Source organism: Spiroplasma endosymbiont of Halictus nicosiae (assembly GCF_978018445.1).
Genome location: NZ_OZ389573.1, coordinates 828655 through 849770, shown reverse-complemented (window position 1 = coordinate 849770; position 21116 = coordinate 828655). Strand labels below are relative to the sequence as shown.

Sequence of the window (21116 nt, the reverse complement as noted above, 5' to 3'; positions counted from 1 at the left end):
AGCCCTTATAATAGAGCAATAATAATTGTATCGCGTAAATGATTACTTATTTTTTCATTATTATAAAATCAACCTTTACCATATTCATAAGTTAAATTTTCATCTTTACTAAATTCTTGAATACAACCATCATTATGCTTACTTAAATTTTCCATATTTTTAACCACTGATTTAGTATAACGGGGTGATATTCAATTAACATTATTTAATTCGTGTGTATCATATTTAATTACACCAATTATTTTTAATAAATCATCACGGTCTTTTGAACCATTAGCATTTGTATATAAACAATCTTCAATATTAATAATTTCATTTTCATTTAATATACATAAAATAAAATTAGCTTGATAAATTCAATCTTTATTTGTAAATTCTTGTTTTTCAATTAATTTATTATCTTCGTAAACAATAATATCCGTAGTACCAGTTCCTGATGGGTCAATACCTATTTTTATCATTAGGCGTCCTGTACGGTGAACCGGCAAAAAACAACTCTTGTGAGATTGTTTTTTTATTTTTATATTAAAAAACATAAATTTATTTGCATTATTCATCGGATAGTATCTTTAAATTTAGAACTTTTATCATAAAAAACAGATTAAATTCTGTTTTCCCTACACAAAATAAACGATATTTTTATAAATCCTTTCAATAAAGGTATTATCCGATGAATAATGCGGCACTTAAAATTTAATATTTTGATGCTTAAAGATGAATAACTCATCTATGGCACGAAGCCTTAAAGAAAGTGTGAAAGCGATTGGATTTACTACTCCTATTTATTTCTTTAATTCTCGGCAAGATTAATCACTTGCGAAATGTCAGAGCGCGTGTTTTTTGCTTGTTTTCATAAAAAGAGTGCTGTTAAACCGAAAAAAATAATATCGGACACTAAAAAAACAAGAGGGTTGGAACTCCAAAAGGTTATTTTCTTTATATAAAGTTGTGTAGGGATGGATGAAGCGTAATTAATAACTGGGTAAACTGTTTCTTTGTTTATTTCCGTATGGGGGTAAACTCTATCAAAATATCTTATCCCGCCCCCGCTCACCTTCAAAGTGAAGCGGGCGGCGAAGTAATTAAATACTAAAATAAATTATTTACTAAATATCAAAATATTAACCAATAAAGGAATATTATGTTTTTTTACAGAAAGGAAAATATTTGATGAAAAAATGAAATAAAAAAATTAAAAATAAATTACAAGAATTAATGATACGAGCTTATCTAGTAACGGTAAATGATATTAATGATGAAATTTGAGCAACAAATAAAAATAATTAAGGAGTATAGATAAATGACAGAATATAAAAGTTTGTATATTAATAAAACTTGAAATAAAATAACAACGTCATTTGATTGAGTTAATTGTCAGCCTGTTAATTGTCGTATTTCACATCATAAAAAGCATTATGATTTGCAATGTTTAGAATGAGCCAAAATGTACTTAATTTTATTTGAAAACAATTGAGATGTAATTGCTTCTTATATGCAACATTACAAAATTAACGATATTTTAGATTTAGCATCAGATGGATGAAAAATATTACAAATTGACAAAAAAATAAAACAAATAAATTAAAATATATTATTGCAATTGACCCTGCTGGAATTGGACAAACTGGTATGATTATTTATAATGTTTTGCAAAAGAAAATAATTAATAATATTACTTTTAATTCTAAAAATGAAGAAGAAGCAATAAATAATATGTATTTAATATTAAATGAGTTTAAAAATAAAATTTGTTCTTATTTAAATAAAGTTATTGTAATAATTGAAGATTATCAACTTCATAAGGGTTTAAAAATAAAAAATCCATTATCTACTCCTAAATTTATTGGTGGTTTAAAAGTTTTATGTAAATATCTACTTAATTTAAATTATGTTTTACAATCGCCAGTTGTTAAGAAAAATTATATTTATAAAGGAAATATTAAAATGACAGAGCACGAACACGATGCTTGAAAACATTTACAATATTTTATAACAGAAGGAGTTGATAAAAATGGCACAAATAAAAAGTAATTTACTTAAAAAATCAATAACTAATAAATTTAAAATAAAAAAGTTAATAAATTAGAATTAACTGTTAGATTACATGAAAACCCAATTAAAACTAAAATTAAGGCACTGGTTGCTGGGGGTGTTGAAGTTGATGCTTGTTCTGCTAAATGTCAGTGAGAAGGATTAAATTACTCAACATTATCAATTTATAATCCGTCAGTTGTATCTGCTTTTTTGAAATTAAAAAAAGATGATGAGATAAAAATTAAAGGCTCAGTATTTAATCAGTTAAATATAAAAACTAAACGCTATTTTTTGTCTTTTAGAGTAGATAGTTTTGAAATTATACAAAAAGCGATTAGAAAAAGAACAAATACAAATATTAAAAAATAGGAGGAAAAACAATGGCATTAAAAAATGCAAAATATGTTCTTATAAATGAAAATAATGAACCTATTAAAAATGAAGATGGTAGTTTAGATATTAAAACTGCTGAAATTATTTTAGAAAATACTGTTGAAGTTGAAGAATTTAATGCAAGTAATTTAGAAAATAGTAATCAACAAATCAATGAACTACAAACAAAAAATACTGAATTAACTTCACAAATTGAAGAACAAACAATTCAATTAAAACAAATTGAAGTAATTGATTTTATTAATTCTTTAACTGATAATGAAGATTTTAAAAATGTTTTATTAAAATCTTATGATATTACTGATGATATTGAAATCATTAAAGCACAATTGCAGAGTGTTTATGATGAATTAATTAAGGTACAAACAGTTAATACTGGTGGCGTACCAAAATCAGAAAATAAAGAAAACAATATTTTAGATACAGACAATGTATTTAATAAATAAGAAAGAAGGTATAAAATTATGGCACAAAATCCACAAAGAATATTCGGTGATATTGTTAATCAAGCAACACAAAAAGATTGTGAATCATTTGACCAATGATATTTACAAACTTATCAACAAAAATTTAGCTGAGAGGCATTATTTGCGTGAAAAGAAGCAAATAAGTTTGGTTTAACATATAAAAGAAAGAAAAATATTAAATATAATGAAGGTATAGGAAAAGATGGAAAAGTATTTAATACTGATGACAGTCTTTTAAACTACACTGAAGTAAAGTTTGAAGATGGAACAGTTGAATTAGATACAATTTTAACTTTTGCTCGTAAATTAGACCCCGTAGAAAGTGATTTTAATCCCAATCTTTGGGCGGCTGATATTGAGCAAGCAATGGATACTGAAGTTGCTTATAAACGCAATAAAATTTTAGAAATTATTAATAAAGGAACTGTTACAACTATTCAAGGACAAAAAGCAGATGATACAAATGCTTTACAAATCCACGATGAAATTATGGATAAAATATATGAAAATGGATTTACCTCATCAGAAACAGTAGTCTTGGGTTCGGCTGATTTTATTCGTGGAATTCGTAATAAATTACAGTTACAACTTGGCGCAAATGACCAAATAAATAGCGTAATTGAAACAAGTGGAGCAATGAAAACTGTTGAAGGAACAACATATTATATGGTTCCTAAAAAATTACCAATTATTAATAAAGATGGTTCAGAAGGAACAATTGAATTATTACCAAACGGAGTTAATGCAATTGCCTTTAAATTTAGTAAAAAATATGACCCTCTTATTTTACGTAAAAAAGACCATACTCCGCTAAGGGTTGGTGCTGCTGCGTTAGGTACTGGAATGGGTAATACTTTGATTATGGAAAGAGTTTTATATTTAGGTGGAGCAGTAGTTGAACCTAAAGGAATTATTAAACATATTGTTACAAAAATTGATATTAGTAAAATTAATAAATTAGATAAACCAACTATTCATGTTGCAAATCCAACACAAACAACAGCAGAACAGTTAAAACCACAATTTAAAGATGTTGTTTTAAAAGCAGTTAAAGCCGTAAATAGTTCTTTAACTGAAAGTGATTTTGATTACTTTATTGAAAGTAAAGGTGAAGATTGACCAATTAATATTACAAATGATAAAACTGTTTCTGTTCAAATTGAAGGTAAAAATAACGCTACTGGTCAAACATCTCCGATTGATGTTAAAATGAAAAATTCTTAATAGTACTAAAAAATAGTACTTTTTCGTTTGATAGATATGCCAATCGGAACATCTAAAACAGCTCTTATTTATGCTGTTAAAAAAAATCCAACTAGATTGTCAATCCAACAACAAGAAAAAAATTTTGGTTTACAGTTATTAGAATTTTTAGGAGTTCAAGTTTTAGCTCTTGGTTTATCAGTTTTAACTGGTGGTGTAGCATCCGCCGTTGGCTTGGTGCGGGATTATCTAATTTTGCCGCAGCATTTATCTCATTTGGAGTAGAAACAGCAACTGATTTTGCTGTAAATCAAATATACGATAAATTAACCTCAGAAGTGACAGCAAAAAACACCGCCTTAAATTTGTTACCAGCAATTGGTGGTATTGGAAAATTAACGCGTGCTGCTCGAACAACTAGAATTTTAAAATTAGCAAAAGAAACTAAATTACTTGAAAAATTAGGTGTAATAACTGCTAATAATTTAGAAGATGTTGTAAAACAAGTTAGAGGTAAAAAGATTTTATCTGATAAATTAATATTTGATTTTAAAAAGCAGGCTAATAATGAAACTTTATTATATACATTTGGTAAATTGGCCCGAAATGATTTTTATAAAGGTTTTAAAGTTTCTAATTTAGAAACAATTAATAATTTATTAAAAATTGAGAAAAATATTCAAAAAATAAGCCCTACATTAGTTCAAAAAATACCGCGCGTAAATGAAAAAAATGCTAATAAATTGTTATATGAATATGGATTAAATATTGATAAAATAAGAAAAATTAATACTAATGAGTGATATAACATTATGACTAATCTTCATAAAAAAGGTGTTGGTAAAAATCTACTATTAAATGCTAATTTAATGCGGAGCAGTAAAATATATAATAATAAATTATTAAATATTTTGCACCAAACACCAATTAAATTAAATAAAATTTTAAATCATTTAAACCCAAATTTTTATATTCAAAAAGTAACTAAAAAATTATTAGCCCCAATTGAAAAACAAATAATTACAATTAAACAAAAAGTAATTAATAAAATTACTGATAAAACTAAAAAAATATTGTCTAAATTTGAAACTAAGGCTATTAAAAAAGGCCAATTATTACTTTTTGCTTATGGTTCTGATGTTTTTTTAGCAGTAAAAATTGTTCCTTTATCAGTTGCGGGTGAAGTTGCTTTAACAATATATTATAAAAACCCCCAATATGCCCCTATTGTCGTTATGACAACTTTAATCAAAGCAGAACAGTTTGTTTTGGCTCCTGAACCGTTTAAATTCTATATGAACAGTGAGTGGTTTATTGGTTGGGGATTTAAAAAAACAAGTTTGTTTAATTTAGTTTCTTTTGCCCCACTTGTTTATCAGCAAGTAGTAAAAGATAGTTTTAAAATATATCGGACAATTGCTAAGATATTAAAAATGCAAGAACAATTTAAAAATAACTTTAATAAAGATAAATTGTTAAATACGCTAGGAGATAGTGCGGTTACTAGTTTGTTAGGTAATGGACTAGTATTTCAAGCATATAAACAACTCAGAACAAAACAAGATTTAAACAAAACAATTAAAACAAAAACATTACTAAATAGTAAAAAATTTATATTAAAGAAAATATATTCTAAAAAAAGTAAATGATAAGGAGATTATTAAATGTTAAATGAATTATGACAAAATGTTACTTTGGAAGATTATAATAATTTTATTCCAATGACAGGTAAAATTACACAAGTTCCAGTTCGTTATAATAAGTTCTTTAAAGGTGATGCAGAATTATGATTCAAAACATTTGCTTTAAGAGCCCAAAATATGATTAATTCTTACTTAAACTATCCATTTTCAAAACTAAAGTTTGAAACATTTAAAGATCCGTTATTAAAGAAAATTTGTATTAATATGGTGTTTATTACGATTGAGCATTGAACATTTAATCGTATTCCAATTGAGTTTTTTACTTCGGCAAATATGAGTGTTGGTGATATTAATTATTCTTCACAAAATGACCCTATGGCAACATGACAAGGTCTATTGCCTACTTATGCAAAATCATTGGCTAATTTAACAACTTTAAAGAAAATGTTTCGTACTTTTCAAGAAGAAGGTATTGATTTAACTATGATAGATTTAGAAGCATATTATACCCAGTTAGAAGTTGATGCTTTATTAGATAAACTTGTTATAGAAAAAATTAAAGATGAAAAACTTGCAAAAATAAAAGAAGAAATTTTAGATGAATTAAAAAAATCAATTGTTATACCAGATATAACAGATTGAGAATTGGTTGATACTAGTGATTTTGTATCTTTTTCTAACAAAAAATATAAAATTAAAAATTATGATTCTACAAAATATATATACAAAATATGAATTGGTATTAATGAAAATAATAAAGAAATTATTAATATTATGATTGAAACATATAAAAATCATTATGAATTTAATTTAATTGCTGGTTTTCTCCCTATAGATATTAATAAAAATGGCGAAATAATTTCTGAAAATAATAAATTAATGGCATTACATGTTGAAAGAAAAAAAGTAAGTTAGAAAGGAGATGTTATTATGCCAAAAATAGAAGTTAAAGATGTAATTATGTTTTTGAAAATATTTGGAGTTTCATCATTGTTTTTTATCGCAGGAATTATTATTTGTTTTATAGGAGAAAAAACATTAGGTATTTCTTGACCAGCATATGTTATTGTTTCAGCAATGCTTATCGGAGCTGGAATTATAGTTTTGATTATTGAAACAATTAGATTTATCAAAACACATAACAAAAAACAAAAAGAAGATAGTATTGAAGATGTTATTAAAAAAGAAGAAACAAAATAAAGAGGTGTTATAAATGGGATTGTTGCCAGCAAAAAAGAAATTAAAAAAGAGTTATGATATTGATAGTTATTATCTTAATTTATCATCAACGATTACTAATCGTAAAAATGTTACTGTTCAAAAACATAATGAGATTTTAGAAAAAAGAATTTGTGAAGATAATGCTAATTTTTTAAATCCGCGAGATTTAGAAATTAGCATTTATAATCCACTTACTAATCAAAAAATAGATACTAAATTAATTAATAGCTTTTTAAAAATGCAGGACTTTACCAATAAGAATTGATATAACGAATATAAAATTAATAAGAATGGTAAGGGTGCATATTTTATTTTTGCTAATAATTCAAAACTTAATTTTATTACTATTGATTTTTACAATGACCAATATGATGAATTAGGTAATTTAGTATCTTGCACTTTTGATTATGACCCTTTTCTTAAAAATGACCAAAGTATTTTTATTACTGAAAAATTAGAAATTGATTATGTAACTAAACAAGTAAAAGTTATTAGAAAGTTAAAAACACGATTATATAGTACTATTACCGACCTATATATTGATGATACTAAATGAAAAAACTATACAACATTACAAAGAGAAGAAATATTGCCACTTAATTTTATTCCAATTCAAATTATTCCTAATAACCCTAATTTTGAGCCTTCTGCTCGTTATGGTAAACAATTTGCTAGTATTTTAGATATTATTGCTGAAAAGATAATGTTAGATCCATTATTAAATAGTGGTAAATTTACTATTAATACTAACGGCGTGACTGGTGTGGTTGACCAAGAAATTAGTAAAATGCTGGCATCATTTATTGAAAATGACTTGTTATTAGTTGAAGGAGACCCTGATAGTAATTTTCAACCAGTAGACTATATTGCTGGTAATTTTAAAGGTGAGCAATTAACTAAAATATATGATTGATTATTAACAAATTACTATAAAATAAATCGCCATCATGTTCCCGCCATTGCTAAGGGGGCTCAACAAACTCAGGCAGAAGTTGCTGGTGTAAATATTCAAACAAACGCATCATACGAACAAATGATATATATTAGAGAAATTAAATTAACTGAATTTATTATTAAGTTAATTAAATATGATAATGCGATTTTAAACAGTAGAACATTCAATATTAAGAATATTGATGAGTTAATTGTTGATGTTCGTTTACCAGTAAATGCTACTTTAAACAGACAATTAAAAAACAACGAAACTATTATCAATATGTCTAATGAAGAAGGAGAACAAGAATAATGTTAAAACCATCTGAAAAAATGTTAGCACAATTAGCAGAAAATGATGAACCAATTGACTATTCAATTGATAGTATTCCATTAGATTTTGCTAGTCAATCGCAGTACAGTGACCCCGATTTAGAACAGTTATTTACTGAAGATCGTGCAAGAACCTTATATATTTATAAAATTAATAATCTTGTTAAGACAAAGCAAAAACCAACCTTAAACTACTCTCAAAATAGCGTTAAAATCGGTTTTATTGACAAAGATGAATATATTAAAATTATCGGGTATGAAATTAGTGATTTTAATTTTAAATTACAAATTCAACAAAATACCACAGTCCAAGATAATAGTACAAGTTATGTAATGATTGATGAAAAAGATATTTTAATTAATGATATTTCAAAAAAAGACAAAAAATTTATAGAATCTTATGATTTAAAAATAGTTTCTATCAATGAACCAATTAGTGAAAAAAATAAAAATGAATGTTATATCATTGAAGAATATAAACGCCCTTATTCACCTAATGGTGTAGACATTATCAAATCTACTCATTTAGTTAAAATAACTGACTTTAAATGAAAAAACCAAAATAGTATTCATTTAGTTTTACAAAAATCATTGCCCGAAGATACTGTTTTTACTGGGATTGAAATTAAATACCCTAAATCAATGTTATTTGGAAATATTAAGTGTTGAGGCAATGTCAATGGTGTTTATTCTTATCCATCATCAAATATTGAAAACGCTAGTTTAGTACCTTTACTATCAATGCCCATTGAAACAAACCCTAATTTAAGAGTATTTCAATATTGATTTACCGAAAGTTTTTTATCATGAAGTATTGCAAAAAACTATATTCAAGGTAAAGATATTTTAGATTTAATAAATAAAAATGGTTTAGATAAAGTTTTATTGAATTATTTAACATATCGTTATAATTATGACCGTAAATTTCAAGGGGCAAAATACGATGAAAAAGGTAATCCTACTAATAAAGCGGCTGAACTACGCCAAAAATTTGAAGGACAAAAACCAGAAGATGTTATTGATGGTTTATTTGAGAACTGAAAACTAGATAATCCTACATCGCTTAATGACAGTGCTGTTAAAAAATTTAAACAAATTATCTATATGTTATCAAATTATACATATAGTAAATATGCAATTAATAAAGGCTATAATGATGATGTTAAATTATTTGCCCCTTATTATTTTGAATTAATATCTAATCCAAGAGAGGTAGAAACTGGATATTGAGAATTTGAACATTGTAAAGTTAAATTAAATTCATCATATTTTAATTTTAGTGGTGGCTCTACTCCACCAACATCAATAAATTATTGAGAAGAAGTTCATCCTGATGACCAACCATTTAATACAGTTGATAATAAATATTATTTTGTAGTGTGGCGTGGTGAAAAAACTGATGATTGAAGAATTATTAAATTTAAACACTCTGATTTGCAAGAAAAGATTTTAGATAGTTATAATAGATTTAAACTTAAACTAAAAATAGGTCTACATCCTTACCCAGATTTAGTTATTGATGTAAATATTTTTAATCATGAGTGATGAGAATTTAATATCAATATTTATTTTAAATCTGTTTATCGATGAAATAATGATAGTGAACCAAACACACCATTTATTTCACCTAAAACTGGACAAATTACAGATTGAAATTTAAAGCAACAAGTTAATATTAATAACAACAAAAATAATGAAATTAAAGTAAATGTTAAAAATAATGATATTTCAGAAAACCTCATTTATCAATTAGAAGCAAATTATTTTAATTGACTATCAATAACAAATGAATTAGAAACAAATAGCATTCCTTCTCTTATTCCTGCTGAAATTAAATTATCAGATGGAGAATATGGCAAATATTTAACTAATTTAATTGTTTCTAACTACAAAATAGAAGAATATTTAAACTATTTTTCACAACGATATAGATTAATTTATTCTAAGGCGGTTTGGACAAGTATGACTAAAAATTTAGTTGAAAATAGTATTAAAATAACTTATAATGTTAAACTATTTATTTTAAATCAAATTGAAATATCTGGGATATGGGGTTATGGAAATTATGATATTACAATTTTTACTGAAAAAGAACAAATTAATATTAATAAGTTAAAATTATTTAATAAGAACAATGAAAAATTATCATTTATTACATTAGAAATATAAAAAGTCATTTTAATAAATGACTTTTTAACTAACTTGGATTACACCGCCTTTATTAACTATTAAATTAGGTTCTTGTGAATATGAATTTCATCGATAAACAGATTTAAAATAAATATTGATATTAAATTCTCATCACTCATGATTAAAAATATTTACATCAATAACTAAATCTGGGTAAGGATGTAGACCTATTTTTAGTTTAAGTTTAAATCTATTATAACTATCTAAAATCTTTTCTTGCAAATCAGAGTGTTTAAATTTAATAATTCTTCAATCATCAGTTTTTTCACCACGCCACACTACAAAATAATATTTATTATCAACTGTATTAAATGGTTTTTCTTGTGGTGCTATTCATTCTAAAATACCGTCTTTTGTATTTATATTTTTTTTGTTTTTTAGTTCTTGTAATTGTTCTTCGGTTATATTTGTATTACAAGAAACTAAACTTGTTGTACTTGTTCCAATTAAAGTGATTGTACATAAAAAAGTTAATATATTTTTCATTTTTATAAATTAACTATTTTTGTTTCACTGCTAGAATCTTGTTCAAAACCACAAGTATATTTTGTTACAATTTTTCCTGTTCACGTAATTGAATTATCTTGATTATTTATAGTAATTTCTTTTGGCAAAAGATCATTTTCTTTCAATAAAATCATAATTTCTTTAATAGAAATATTTAATGTTTCATAATTATTATTTTTATTAATTAATGCACTAATTGAACCATTAATTTTTTTTGTTAAATTTCAAATATCTTCACAATTATACTTATAAATTTTACTATTATAAATAAGTTTTTTATTAGGGGCAATTGAAATTTGTTGAGATTTAATTGTTTTTTTACTAATTCCTTTTTTTTCTTCTTTTCTTATATTTGAAGAATTAAAACTATTTTCTAATGTTATTTCTGTAGAATAAGAACTTTCATTTGAAAAACTATAATCTGTTCTAGTTTCACCAGATAATCTAAATCCACTTCCAAAAAATTTTGCTTCAGCGTCTACTCCAACAGTTATTCCAAAACTGCCTATATTTCCTGTTGTTTTAGTTGTTGTTTCTGATTTTCCCTGTGTAATACTTAATCCTTTTTGAATTTCAATTGATTTTGTAATTTCTTCACTTATCTCATCGTCTGGAGAATTATAAATTATTTCCTTTTCTGAGGTATTTAATTTTTCTTCGTGATAATTATAAAAGGGCAATAATATTTTTTGTTGTTGTTTTGAAAGTGTTTTAATTGCTTTTGTTTCGATATAATTTAAATTATCTAAATTTATACTAGAAATATTTTTAATATTAGAGTTAATATTTTGTTTTTTATAATATATATATGATCCTATTCTTATTTGTTCTTGCAAATTAATAATATCAGACTCAATTAATTCTAATGGATTATATTCATAAACATTACCATCCGCTGAACCAAAGTACACTTTATTATTTAAGACAACACCAGAAGATTCAATTACACTACCAGCTGTTATAACAATTTTTTGACTTCCTGTTTCTGGATCATATTCATATACCTTATGATCATAAGATCCAAAATAAACTTTATTATTTAAGACAACACCAGAAGATTCAATTGCACTACCAGCTGTTATAACAATTTTTTGACTTCCTGTTTCTGGATCATATTCATATACCTTATGATCATAAGATCCAAAATAAACTTTATTATTTAAGACAATACCAGAAGAATAAATACGCCCATTTGTATTAATAACTATTTTTTGTTGTCCGGTTGCCGGATTATATTCATAAACATTATTATCTCATGAACCAAAGTACACTTTATTATTTAAGACAACACCAGAAGAAACAACACCCCCATTTGTATTAATAACTATTTTTTGTTGTCCGGTTGCTGGATCATATTCATAAACATTATTTCATACTGAACCAAAGTACACTTTATTATTTAAGACAACACCAGAAGAAACAACACCCCCATTTGTATTAATAACTATTTTTTGTTGTCCGGTTGCAGGATTATATTCATAAACATTATTATCTCATGAACCAAAGTACACTTTATTATTTAAGACAACACCAGAAGAAACAACACCACCCCCATTTGTATTAATAACTATTTTTTGTTGTTCGGTTGCTGGATCATATTCATAAACATTATTATCTCCTGAACCAAAGTACACTTTATTATTTAAGACAACACCAGAAGAAACAACACCCCCATTTGTATTAATAACTATTTTTTGTTGTCCGGTTGCTGGATTATATTCATAAACATTATTATCTCATGAACCAAAGTACACTTTATTATTTAAGACAACACCAGAAGAATAAATACCCCCGTTTGTTGTAATTACAATTTTTGTTATTCCAGTAATTTTATTTTCATTATTTTGTCTTTTATTTCTAATTATTAAATTTTCTAAATTATTTTCTTTTTTTTGATAAGGATTAGCGGCAATTGTTGTGGGTACAGTACTTACGCTAATTGTAAATACACTTAATAAACTTAAAAGTTTTTTCAATTTTTATAATTTCCTTTCTTATCTTGAAACTTTTTTATCAAGATCTATTGACATTATATATATATATATATATATACAAGCACTTTTTTTAAATATATTTTAGAAAGGAGGTTAAATATGATTATTATCCTAGTTATATTACACTAATCTGGGCTCGCGGTGATTTTTATAATTTTGTAAAAAATGCCTTAAAGTTTAAAAAAAATTTGCCGCGCTTTTCAAAATACTTGGGAAAAATTCTAAGCGTTAAGCGAAGAATTTTATAAAGGTTCCCAAATTTGTTTGAAAGAACCTCAAAATCTTTTTTAACTTGTAAGTCATTTTATCACAAAAATTTAAGAAAATCAACCGCTCGCCCAATAACAAAATTAGTTATAATCCCATTTTAAAACGATATGGATAAGAACCATAAAACAAAGCATCGTATGGGTCGTGGTACATTTTACTATTGGGTGTGTTTGTTTTGGTATCACTAAATCTTAGTTCACTAATGCACTTATCTAAAAATGGAAATTTATCTAAAATACCATATATTTTGCCTTGAACAAACATTTTTCTTATTCATGTTACGCGATTGATTATACCTGCTTCTTTATTAAAAGATGTCTGATGTTTTTTGGCTTTAAACATCTTAATTTTATAGCCTAAATAAGGGTAAATATCTTCTTGTAATTTTTGCATAAAGTCGTGTGCATTAATATCATAATGAAATGTAGCATATTCAAAACCATCAAATTTATCAAATGTATTAATTATTCATTGTCCGTAATGTTCAACTATTTCGTTTAAATTCATGGAATTTTTTGGTGTAACAACATTTTCTTCAATTAAATATTTATCATATTCATTATTTTCATTAATTTTATAACCACTAAATAAAAACACCGTGTGGTCTTCACTACCATTAGCATAATCAACGCCAATTGAATAACTATCAAATTGATATTGTTTTGTATTTGGATTATAAAAATCTTGTAAATTATATTCTTTAATATATTTACGATAATTTCGTAAAACATAAATACTGGGGTCATTATCGTTATATTCAAATCCGTAGTATTCAAGTTCAAATAAATCAGGCCGTTCTTCTTTGTTTGTTAAAACAAGTTTTTTAGTAATATTAGGTATTTTATTTCAAACAGCACCCATTGTTAATCGTAAATTAAAAATACCCAAACCATTAAATGCTTGTTTGTTTTCTGAATATACTTGATTGTGTTCTTTTAAAATATTTTTAATCCTTTCATTTAAAGGTAAATATGGCGTTACAAATTTTTCATAAAAGACATGGTATTTATCAAAAGGATTAAAAGTAAATTGATTAGAATATGTTTTATGAAAATATGTTGTTACTATTATGTATTGTTTTGCTATGTTGTCTCATTCTTGAAATGTCCAAGATAATTCTTTTACTGGAATAGGATTATCTAAATTATATTGTTCATTATCATTTTCATCAGTATATTTTTCATAAGATACTTTTAAACTTTTAGAACGAAACATTGAAACTCTTAAATTATTATATCTTTTATCTAGTTCTTTATCAGTTAAAATTTCTTTTTCTTCAGCATGTATCATTTCATCTGTCCATGCTGATATAATACCGCTACCTTTACCAACTTTTCCCATAATTTTATTACCATTTGCATAACCCGCAAAAGCAATGCGAACACCACTAGGAAAAACAATTTCGCCACCTTCTTTAACATTTTTAGGTCAAACAATACCATTTTCATTGTCGGGTCCTATATCAATCCCATATTTATCATATAAATAGTTACAGACATTAATTGTATCGCCAAATGTAGTATCTTCGTGAGTGTTGGCATATCTTCGTAGAATATTAGATGAAGCATCGGTAAAATTACAAGCAAAAAATAATTTTTCTGCTAAATGATTTCATGTTTTATTAGTACCACGCCCCGCTGAAACAAACTTAAAAAAAGTTGGCGAAGTAAAATATCGGGCATAACTATCTCCAACAAAGTCTTTAAATACTTCTCAATCAAAACCAAAATTATAGTCACTAAAATTTAAATCATATTTTTTATTTAAATGTTTATAACTAGTAATTCGTTTTTTGTTATTAATTTTACTAAATTCTTGCATATTTATTGACCTCTTTATTTTAAAGATAATACATTATAAGAAAAAATGAAAGGAATTTGTATAAAAATGAGAAAATTTAAACATTTAATATTTGATGAACGATATTTATTTAAAGATTTATTATTATCTGATACTTGTAAAAAGAAAAATGGCACAATTAATTTATCTGAAATATCACGACAAACGGGTCGTGGAGTTAATACTGTTAAAAGAGAAATAAATCGATTTAAAAATATACAAGATTATAATCCATATCAAGCACAAAAAGATTATAAACAAAAACGTAAAAAATGCATTAAAAAACTACCTAAATTTACAAAAGAGCAGTTATATTTTATTAAAATAAGATTTAATAAATACCACGATACACCCGAACAATTAATTTATCGTTATTTCTTGGAGTTTGGTGTTAAATTTCCTGCTTGTGTTAAAACATTGTATAAATGAATTCGCTTAGGTGAATTTGGATTAAAAAAAGAAAATTTACCCCATCGTGGTAAAAAATATAAAACAAAAGGAAAAACTGATAATCGTGGTAAATTAACCAACTTTAAATCAATTTGAGATATTGAAAATAAAGTTTCTAATGTTGGATGATTTGAAATGGATACTGTTGTAGGAAAAGACCATCAATCTAGTAATTTAGTTTTAGTAGAACAATCAAGTAAAAATTATTTTGTAATGAAATTAAAAAATAATACTGCTAATGAAGTTTTAGAAAAATTTAAAGATATTGCTAAAAATAATAATTTAATTGGAAAAATTAAAGGAATAATAACAGATCGTGGAAAAGAATTTAGTAAATGAAAAGAAATGGAAATATTTGCTGAGACACAAGTTTATTTTTGTGACTCCGGTAAACCACAACAAAAACCATTAATTGAGCATATGAACGGTGAATTTAGATATTGACTTTCTAAGGGAATTGATTTTAATAATATTAGTCAAAAAATGATAGATTGAGTAGTTAATGTTATAAATGATAAACTCCGACCATGTTTAAATTGACTAAGTGCAAAGACAATGTTTTTACAAAATTTTAAATAAATTTATTAGTTAAAATTTAATAAATTATTTTTTAGTGTGCTTAAATATGAATAAAATAAGATAAAATTACAAAAATTTAATTTTTTCTGAAAAAGTTGTTGCAATTTATCAAAAATATTTTATTATTAACTTAACAAGATATAAATTTGCCGTTTATATCTACACAGCGCCTTATCTTAAAAATCTTTCTTTAAATTTATAATAAAAATCTTCGCTTTGTTTTCTAATCAGAACTGGTGATAATTTTTCAACATTTAATTCTTCTTTTAATCAATTTTTACCTTTTGAAATAATATCTTGTTCTATTTTTGTATTTGTAATAAAATTTTTAATATTATTGAAATGCTGTTCACTCATTCAATTTGGATTTGAATTGTTAATAATTTCTGTTTGTTCTTTTTCTTGTTTAGAATTAATTTTACTTACTTCACTATTATCGGGGTCTAATTCTTCGGTTGGTAAACCTAATAGTTTGCTTAAAACATATTTAACTCCATAAGTTAATGCTGACCCAATACTTTTAGCGGGGTCAGTATTTTTCCCTGTAAAAGGTCAATAAGTTTTAATTTCTTCTGTTTCTTTACATAAAGTTAATTCTATTTCAAAATATGGTATATCATTAATTACTTTTAAAGTTTCTTTCACATAACTCCAAATATATGTAATATGATGCTTTTTTAAATTCTTTTTTAACTAATTCTAATACTTGTGCTTCACCAAAATAGTTATAAATTGTTCTACCATTCATTTGCATTGTTTGGTTTTTTTTTAAATATAATGATAAATCGTGTTCTATTTCACGAATACTTGCTATTAATGTTTTTTTAGTTTCTTGTGGCATTTTCTCATTCCTCTCTTTCTTGTCATATTAAAATTGCTTCTTTAATTTGTTCTAAATTTTGTTTAGTAATATCAACTTTTTCTTTAATTACTATTTTTAATTTTGGATTTATAATTATCATTAATATTTTTTTATTATCTATACAAAAATCTTTTTCTAATAAATAATAAAGTTTTAATTGCCAAATATAGCGTTCAATATCTGTTTTCTCATTAGAACTAGTAATTTTTCAATCACATATTATATATTCATTATCAGTTGTTATTCCAATAAAATCAGTTGTCCCACACATTAAAGGACTATAAAGTGTTTTTTCAGTTTCATAATATTTAAATTTAATATCTTTAAAAGTTTCTTGATATAGTTTTGTAAAATTTTTAAATAATTCACGATGTGATTTTATTTCACAATCAATAAATTCAATTAATTCATCATCAAAATTATTTTTTATTCAAACATCAATCATATTATGTAAACATATTCCACGATTTTGTGCTAATTTTAAAATATTCTCATCAATTTGTGAAAAATCTTTTGGCACTAAAATATTAACAATTTTACTTACACTAGGTATTAAAATACTATACTTATGTAATTCATCATTAAAAATATATAAAGGTTTTAAATCTAATCTCATAAAATTGTTTCATCATTACCAATATTTTGATTATCATTATTAAATAATTCTTTTGTCTTAGATGAATTAAATTTTATTTTTTCTTGTGGTTTATCAGATTTTTTTAAATCATTATTTGTATGTAAAAATTCATAATTAGATACTTGAACTATTCATTCAGTTTTATTATCTTTATTTTTAAAAGATTGTAAAACACCAGTAATTTCTATTTGACTACCTTTTTGACAATATTTTTGTAAAGTAATTGCTTCTTTATTTCAAACTTGACAAGGAATAAAATCAGTTTCTTTTTGTTTTGAATATAGGCGAGTAATTGCTAAATTAAAAATAGTATATTCTTTTCCATTACTTGTTTTCTTAATTTCAATATCTTTTGTTGTTATACCAATTCCAATAAATTTATTCATTATTAAATTTCCTCTAAATTCTTTTCTTCAATTAAAGTATCTATATATTCATAAGCACTTTCTTCTGAATGACATTCTTCTAATGCTTCATTAAATAAATCTTCTTCGGTATAAACTTTGCCATTTTCATCTTTTCACATATTATTCACATCCTTGTCATTTAATATTTTCATTTTCTAAATCAATAATAGTTGTTAATCATTCTTGTTGATTTTCAACATTAGCAGTAGTTTTTGCTTCTTCTAATGTATAAAAACAGCTCGTTTTAAAATCACTATATTTACTTTTCATTACTAATAAGTATCTTTTATTCATAATTTAATTCCTCCTAATAATTCTTTTTAGTATTTAATGCTCAATGTTCATCTGTAATATCTTCAAATAATACTGAATAACTTTTAAGCATTAATTCACTTAATTTATTTTCTTGATTGCATTCTTTATAAAAACAATAACCTCAATATCTTTTTTTAATACAAGTTTTATTTAACTTTTTCATATAAACCTCCTAAATTACTCCTTTGATTTTTTTCTCAAATTGCAATATTTTTCAACCATCAGAAGCTAAATCTAAAATATCGTTAATTTTGTAATATTGCATACAAGAAGCAATAACATCTCATTTATCTTTAAATAAATTTAAGTACATTTTGGCTCATTCTAAACATTGCAAATCATAATGCTTTTTATGATGTGAAATACGACAATTAATAGGTTGACAATTAACTCAATAAAATGATGTTGTTATTTCATTTCAAGTTTTATTAATATATTTACTTTTATATTCTGTCATTTATTCTTTCCTCCTAGTTTTAACTCGCTGGCACTCACTCCCAAGTGAAAGTGCCAAGCGAGAATTAGTTATATAAGTATTTATCTATTTACTTACTATGCCATCCGCCTCACTGGGGGTGAGTGGTGGCGATATGTTAATTGTTTGAATGTTTAATAATCCACAGTTGTTTTTTTAATATTGACGCCAGACATATATATGTCTTCCTTTATCCGTGCCCATTTGTGCTTTTGCTCTGGGATTTGACCTTCAGTTTTTAAATTAAAAATTCACTCGCATTTTAAAGGACCAAATGCTATAAAACTCCAACCAACCACACTTTTCGCAAATTTAATTGTAAAGTCACTATCTCTATTTTTATTGTCGTTTGATATTAACCTTGGACTTATCACGACTATCGCTTAGTTCTAATGAACCAGCGCCGATTTACATTTTTGCTCATACACTATTTCAGTACTTGCCTCGGCCGGCTGTGGAATAAAAACACTTAGTTATTTAAAATAACCGTTCCGCTCTGCATTAATTTGTTTTATAAAATTTAAGTTTTAATAAACCAGTTTCATAATCAAAGATAATTTTTGAATTTTCTAAGCGTTTATAAAACCGCTTTTGTGTTTTATCTTTTACTTTATTCAATAAATCTTTATGTTTTTCACAAGTTCATAAAACTTTATTTGATAAAAATTCTTCGGTAATGAATGATATTGCTTTATAGCAATTATCAACATCACATATTGTTTGTTGCTTATTAATTTTGATTACCTACTCCTTCCTTTATTAAGTTTTTTTATTAGCAAATTAATTAACTGAAACAGAGAAAGGACAACACCTTAAAATTGGAGAAAAAACAGGTACACTTTATAAAGATTTCTAAGATATTTAATAAATGTGTAAACAACTTAAAGAGGGTATCAAAAAGTTGTAATAAAAAGTTTCTATTTTAAGAATTTAAGATGCTGTCCTTTATCTGAATCAATTAATAATTTTGGTTTTACAAATAAAAAAACCATTTTAGTAAATGGTTTATTATTTTTATTTAATTTCTATGTATTTGTTAAAACCCTTCTTTTTTCCATGCGACCAAAAAGTTTTAATCTCATAACTTAAACATTCAATTGTTTTATTTTTTGTCATATTATTTCCATATAAAATTTGCTTTAACTTGAGAATTATTTTTGTTGCTAATTCACCATAGTTAATGGCAATATAATAATGTTTTGGTAAAATTGGCAGAAAAAAGTCATTACTATTACAAATATCTGTTAGTAAACTATTAGTAATATTATTTTTCATTAAAAAGGAAATAACAACTTTATAGCAGGTATGTGTTCCTGCAATAATAATTTTATTATTTAAATCAATTGCTTTGACTAATTCTCAAATTATTCGTTCTTGATTCTCAGAAAAAAGTACGATTGAAATTGATAATTACGACGTTTAAATCAATCAACAACAGTATCATATCGCGCAAATCCAGTTGGTAAATTTGTCACTGGATTCTCACCAATATAAAGAATTTCTTTTTGCTTGTCAAATTCATGATTCAACGCCATTTCTTGAAGCAAAGCATACATCATTTCATTATCATTATTAATAAAAACGGTATCCCCTCATTGACGACCATACACAATAATTGGAACATTAATCGTTTGTAAAAAGGGTCGAATATTTTGATCATTACTAATCGTAAATAAAATTAAAGCAGCTGGTTTACGGCGAACAATTTCTTGTAAATGTAATAAATAACGCTCCTCATCATAAGTTGTTTCAACAATAAAAGGAACTACTTTAGCAAAATCATCATTAATCTGTTTTAAAATTGTTTTAACAATAAATGTATTACTACTTGTTAAATCAGGAATTAAAATATATACTTCTAACATTTTCTTTTTAATTGAGTGCGCAGCAAAATCAGGTTGAAAATTATATTTTTCCACAACTTTTTGAATTAAAAGACGCTTTTCTTGACTAACATAATTGCCATTAAAATAACGTGATATTGTCCCAACACCAACGTCACATTCAGCAGCAATTGTTTTAATTGAAATTTTTTTATTTTTCATTAAAATCTTTTTTTAAAAACCAATTTTGCTTAATAATGGGACTAAATAATAAAAATAGTACACAATAAAGCATTATTATTGCAATAATAAAAATAAAGAAATAAGGAAAATCTCATCGTTTAATATATAAAAATTGAAATAACAGTCCAGTTATAATTTCAGTCATAAGAAAAATTAGATGATAAAACCATGGGATTTTCTTAAAAATTTTTTGTCAAAGGCCTTTTTCTTTTGTCAATGAAAAACTATTCATGTTAACCACTCCTTATGTGTCATAATTATATGTTAATTTAATAAAAATAGTTTTAATAAGTTTATT

The 21116-nt window shown here is 24.9% G+C and carries 27 protein-coding genes; 12 read left to right on the top strand and 15 right to left on the bottom strand.

Annotated features, from left to right (window positions below; translation table 4 throughout):
• Window positions 1–5 precede the first annotated feature (5 nt).
• Window positions 6–461: a hypothetical protein gene (locus tag ACZ91P_RS05800; RefSeq protein ID WP_465158427.1), complete on the bottom strand. Its 456-nt coding sequence runs from the start codon at window positions 459–461 to the stop codon at window positions 6–8.
• A gap of 839 nt (window positions 462–1300) precedes the next feature.
• Between ACZ91P_RS05800 and ACZ91P_RS05795 the strand changes: the two genes are divergently transcribed.
• The 11 genes from ACZ91P_RS05795 to ACZ91P_RS05745 all read left to right on the top strand — a co-directional run bounded on the left by ACZ91P_RS05795 (window position 1301) and on the right by ACZ91P_RS05745 (window position 10396).
• The gene (locus ACZ91P_RS05795) at window positions 1301–1585 is read left to right on the top strand and encodes a hypothetical protein (RefSeq protein WP_465155225.1); all 285 of its coding nucleotides are present in this window, start codon (window positions 1301–1303) and stop codon (window positions 1583–1585) included.
• The gene (locus ACZ91P_RS05790) at window positions 1540–2031 is read left to right on the top strand and encodes a hypothetical protein (protein ID WP_465155223.1); all 492 of its coding nucleotides are present in this window, start codon (window positions 1540–1542) and stop codon (window positions 2029–2031) included. The genes ACZ91P_RS05795 and ACZ91P_RS05790 overlap by 46 nt, the downstream gene beginning before the upstream one ends.
• A 213-nt stretch (window positions 2032–2244) precedes the next feature.
• The gene (locus tag ACZ91P_RS05785) at window positions 2245–2403 is read left to right on the top strand and encodes a hypothetical protein (RefSeq protein WP_338989005.1); all 159 of its coding nucleotides are present in this window, start codon (window positions 2245–2247) and stop codon (window positions 2401–2403) included.
• 11 nt (window positions 2404–2414) lie between these two features.
• A complete protein-coding gene (locus ACZ91P_RS05780; RefSeq protein WP_465155221.1) occupies window positions 2415–2873 on the top strand; it encodes a hypothetical protein in 459 nt (152 codons plus the stop codon).
• 18 nt (window positions 2874–2891) lie between these two features.
• Entirely contained in the window at window positions 2892–4118 is a 1227-nt protein-coding gene (locus tag ACZ91P_RS05775; protein WP_465155219.1) for a hypothetical protein, read from the top strand.
• A gap of 36 nt (window positions 4119–4154) precedes the next feature.
• Window positions 4155–4382: a hypothetical protein gene (locus ACZ91P_RS05770; protein ID WP_465155218.1), complete on the top strand. Its 228-nt coding sequence runs from the start codon at window positions 4155–4157 to the stop codon at window positions 4380–4382.
• Window positions 4383–4435: 53 nt separating this feature from the next.
• The gene (locus tag ACZ91P_RS05765) at window positions 4436–5749 is read left to right on the top strand and encodes a hypothetical protein (protein WP_465155216.1); all 1314 of its coding nucleotides are present in this window, start codon (window positions 4436–4438) and stop codon (window positions 5747–5749) included.
• Window positions 5750–5761: 12 nt separating this feature from the next.
• A complete protein-coding gene (locus ACZ91P_RS05760; RefSeq protein WP_465155214.1) occupies window positions 5762–6655 on the top strand; it encodes a hypothetical protein in 894 nt (297 codons plus the stop codon).
• 15 nt (window positions 6656–6670) lie between these two features.
• A complete protein-coding gene (locus ACZ91P_RS05755; RefSeq protein ID WP_465155212.1) occupies window positions 6671–6940 on the top strand; it encodes a hypothetical protein in 270 nt (89 codons plus the stop codon).
• Between the two features lie 13 nt (window positions 6941–6953).
• Entirely contained in the window at window positions 6954–8207 is a 1254-nt protein-coding gene (locus ACZ91P_RS05750; protein ID WP_465158426.1) for a hypothetical protein, read from the top strand.
• Window positions 8207–10396 (top strand): hypothetical protein, encoded by a 2190-nt coding sequence (locus ACZ91P_RS05745; protein WP_465155840.1) that lies wholly within the window; start codon window positions 8207–8209, stop codon window positions 10394–10396. Before ACZ91P_RS05750 ends, ACZ91P_RS05745 begins: the two co-directional genes overlap by 1 nt.
• A gap of 24 nt (window positions 10397–10420) precedes the next feature.
• On the opposite strand, the gene ACZ91P_RS05740 is transcribed toward ACZ91P_RS05745, so the two are convergent.
• The 3 genes from ACZ91P_RS05740 to ACZ91P_RS05730 form a co-directional block, all read right to left on the bottom strand.
• Entirely contained in the window at window positions 10421–10903 is a 483-nt protein-coding gene (locus tag ACZ91P_RS05740) for a hypothetical protein (RefSeq protein WP_465155842.1), read from the bottom strand.
• 2 nt (window positions 10904–10905) lie between these two features.
• Window positions 10906–12900 (bottom strand): outer membrane protein assembly factor BamB family protein, encoded by a 1995-nt coding sequence (locus ACZ91P_RS05735; protein WP_465155845.1) that lies wholly within the window; start codon window positions 12898–12900, stop codon window positions 10906–10908.
• Window positions 12901–13272: 372 nt separating this feature from the next.
• Entirely contained in the window at window positions 13273–15009 is a 1737-nt protein-coding gene (locus ACZ91P_RS05730) for a hypothetical protein (protein WP_465155847.1), read from the bottom strand.
• 66 nt (window positions 15010–15075) lie between these two features.
• On the opposite strand from ACZ91P_RS05730, the gene ACZ91P_RS05725 reads away from it, so the two are divergent.
• Complete coding sequence (locus tag ACZ91P_RS05725; protein WP_465155849.1) at window positions 15076–16056, top strand: IS30 family transposase; 981 nt, start codon at window positions 15076–15078, stop codon at window positions 16054–16056.
• Between the two features lie 171 nt (window positions 16057–16227).
• Here the strand turns inward: ACZ91P_RS05725 and ACZ91P_RS05720 are convergent, their stop codons facing one another.
• The 11 genes from ACZ91P_RS05720 to ACZ91P_RS05670 form a co-directional block, all read right to left on the bottom strand.
• On the bottom strand, window positions 16228–16701 hold the full coding sequence (locus ACZ91P_RS05720) for an ERF family protein (protein ID WP_465158424.1): 474 nt from the start codon (window positions 16699–16701) through the stop codon (window positions 16228–16230).
• Window positions 16676–16897: a hypothetical protein gene (locus ACZ91P_RS05715; protein WP_465158423.1), complete on the bottom strand. Its 222-nt coding sequence runs from the start codon at window positions 16895–16897 to the stop codon at window positions 16676–16678. The genes ACZ91P_RS05720 and ACZ91P_RS05715 overlap by 26 nt, the downstream gene beginning before the upstream one ends.
• Window positions 16881–17534: a hypothetical protein gene (locus ACZ91P_RS05710; protein WP_338988702.1), complete on the bottom strand. Its 654-nt coding sequence runs from the start codon at window positions 17532–17534 to the stop codon at window positions 16881–16883. Before ACZ91P_RS05710 ends, ACZ91P_RS05715 begins: the two co-directional genes overlap by 17 nt.
• Entirely contained in the window at window positions 17525–17941 is a 417-nt protein-coding gene (locus ACZ91P_RS05705) for a single-stranded DNA-binding protein (RefSeq protein WP_465158422.1), read from the bottom strand. Before ACZ91P_RS05705 ends, ACZ91P_RS05710 begins: the two co-directional genes overlap by 10 nt.
• A gap of 2 nt (window positions 17942–17943) precedes the next feature.
• Window positions 17944–18081 carry a hypothetical protein gene (locus ACZ91P_RS05700; RefSeq protein ID WP_465158421.1) on the bottom strand — a complete coding sequence of 46 codons (138 nt, stop codon included), beginning with the start codon at window positions 18079–18081 and terminating at the stop codon, window positions 17944–17946.
• A gap of 1 nt (window position 18082) precedes the next feature.
• A complete protein-coding gene (locus ACZ91P_RS05695; protein WP_338988935.1) occupies window positions 18083–18256 on the bottom strand; it encodes a hypothetical protein in 174 nt (57 codons plus the stop codon).
• A 13-nt stretch (window positions 18257–18269) separates the two neighbouring features.
• Complete coding sequence (locus ACZ91P_RS05690) at window positions 18270–18440, bottom strand: hypothetical protein (protein ID WP_465158420.1); 171 nt, start codon at window positions 18438–18440, stop codon at window positions 18270–18272.
• Between the two features lie 9 nt (window positions 18441–18449).
• Complete coding sequence (locus tag ACZ91P_RS05685) at window positions 18450–18734, bottom strand: hypothetical protein (RefSeq protein WP_465158419.1); 285 nt, start codon at window positions 18732–18734, stop codon at window positions 18450–18452.
• A gap of 1032 nt (window positions 18735–19766) precedes the next feature.
• On the bottom strand, window positions 19767–20027 hold the full coding sequence (locus tag ACZ91P_RS05680) for a hypothetical protein (protein WP_465158418.1): 261 nt from the start codon (window positions 20025–20027) through the stop codon (window positions 19767–19769).
• Between the two features lie 89 nt (window positions 20028–20116).
• Window positions 20117–20797 carry a LacI family DNA-binding transcriptional regulator gene (locus ACZ91P_RS05675; RefSeq protein ID WP_465158417.1) on the bottom strand — a complete coding sequence of 227 codons (681 nt, stop codon included), beginning with the start codon at window positions 20795–20797 and terminating at the stop codon, window positions 20117–20119.
• Window positions 20787–21050, bottom strand: coding sequence for a TIGR04570 family membrane protein (locus ACZ91P_RS05670; RefSeq protein ID WP_465158416.1), 264 nt, complete (start codon window positions 21048–21050; stop codon window positions 20787–20789). Before ACZ91P_RS05670 ends, ACZ91P_RS05675 begins: the two co-directional genes overlap by 11 nt.
• Window positions 21051–21116: the final 66 nt, after the last annotated feature.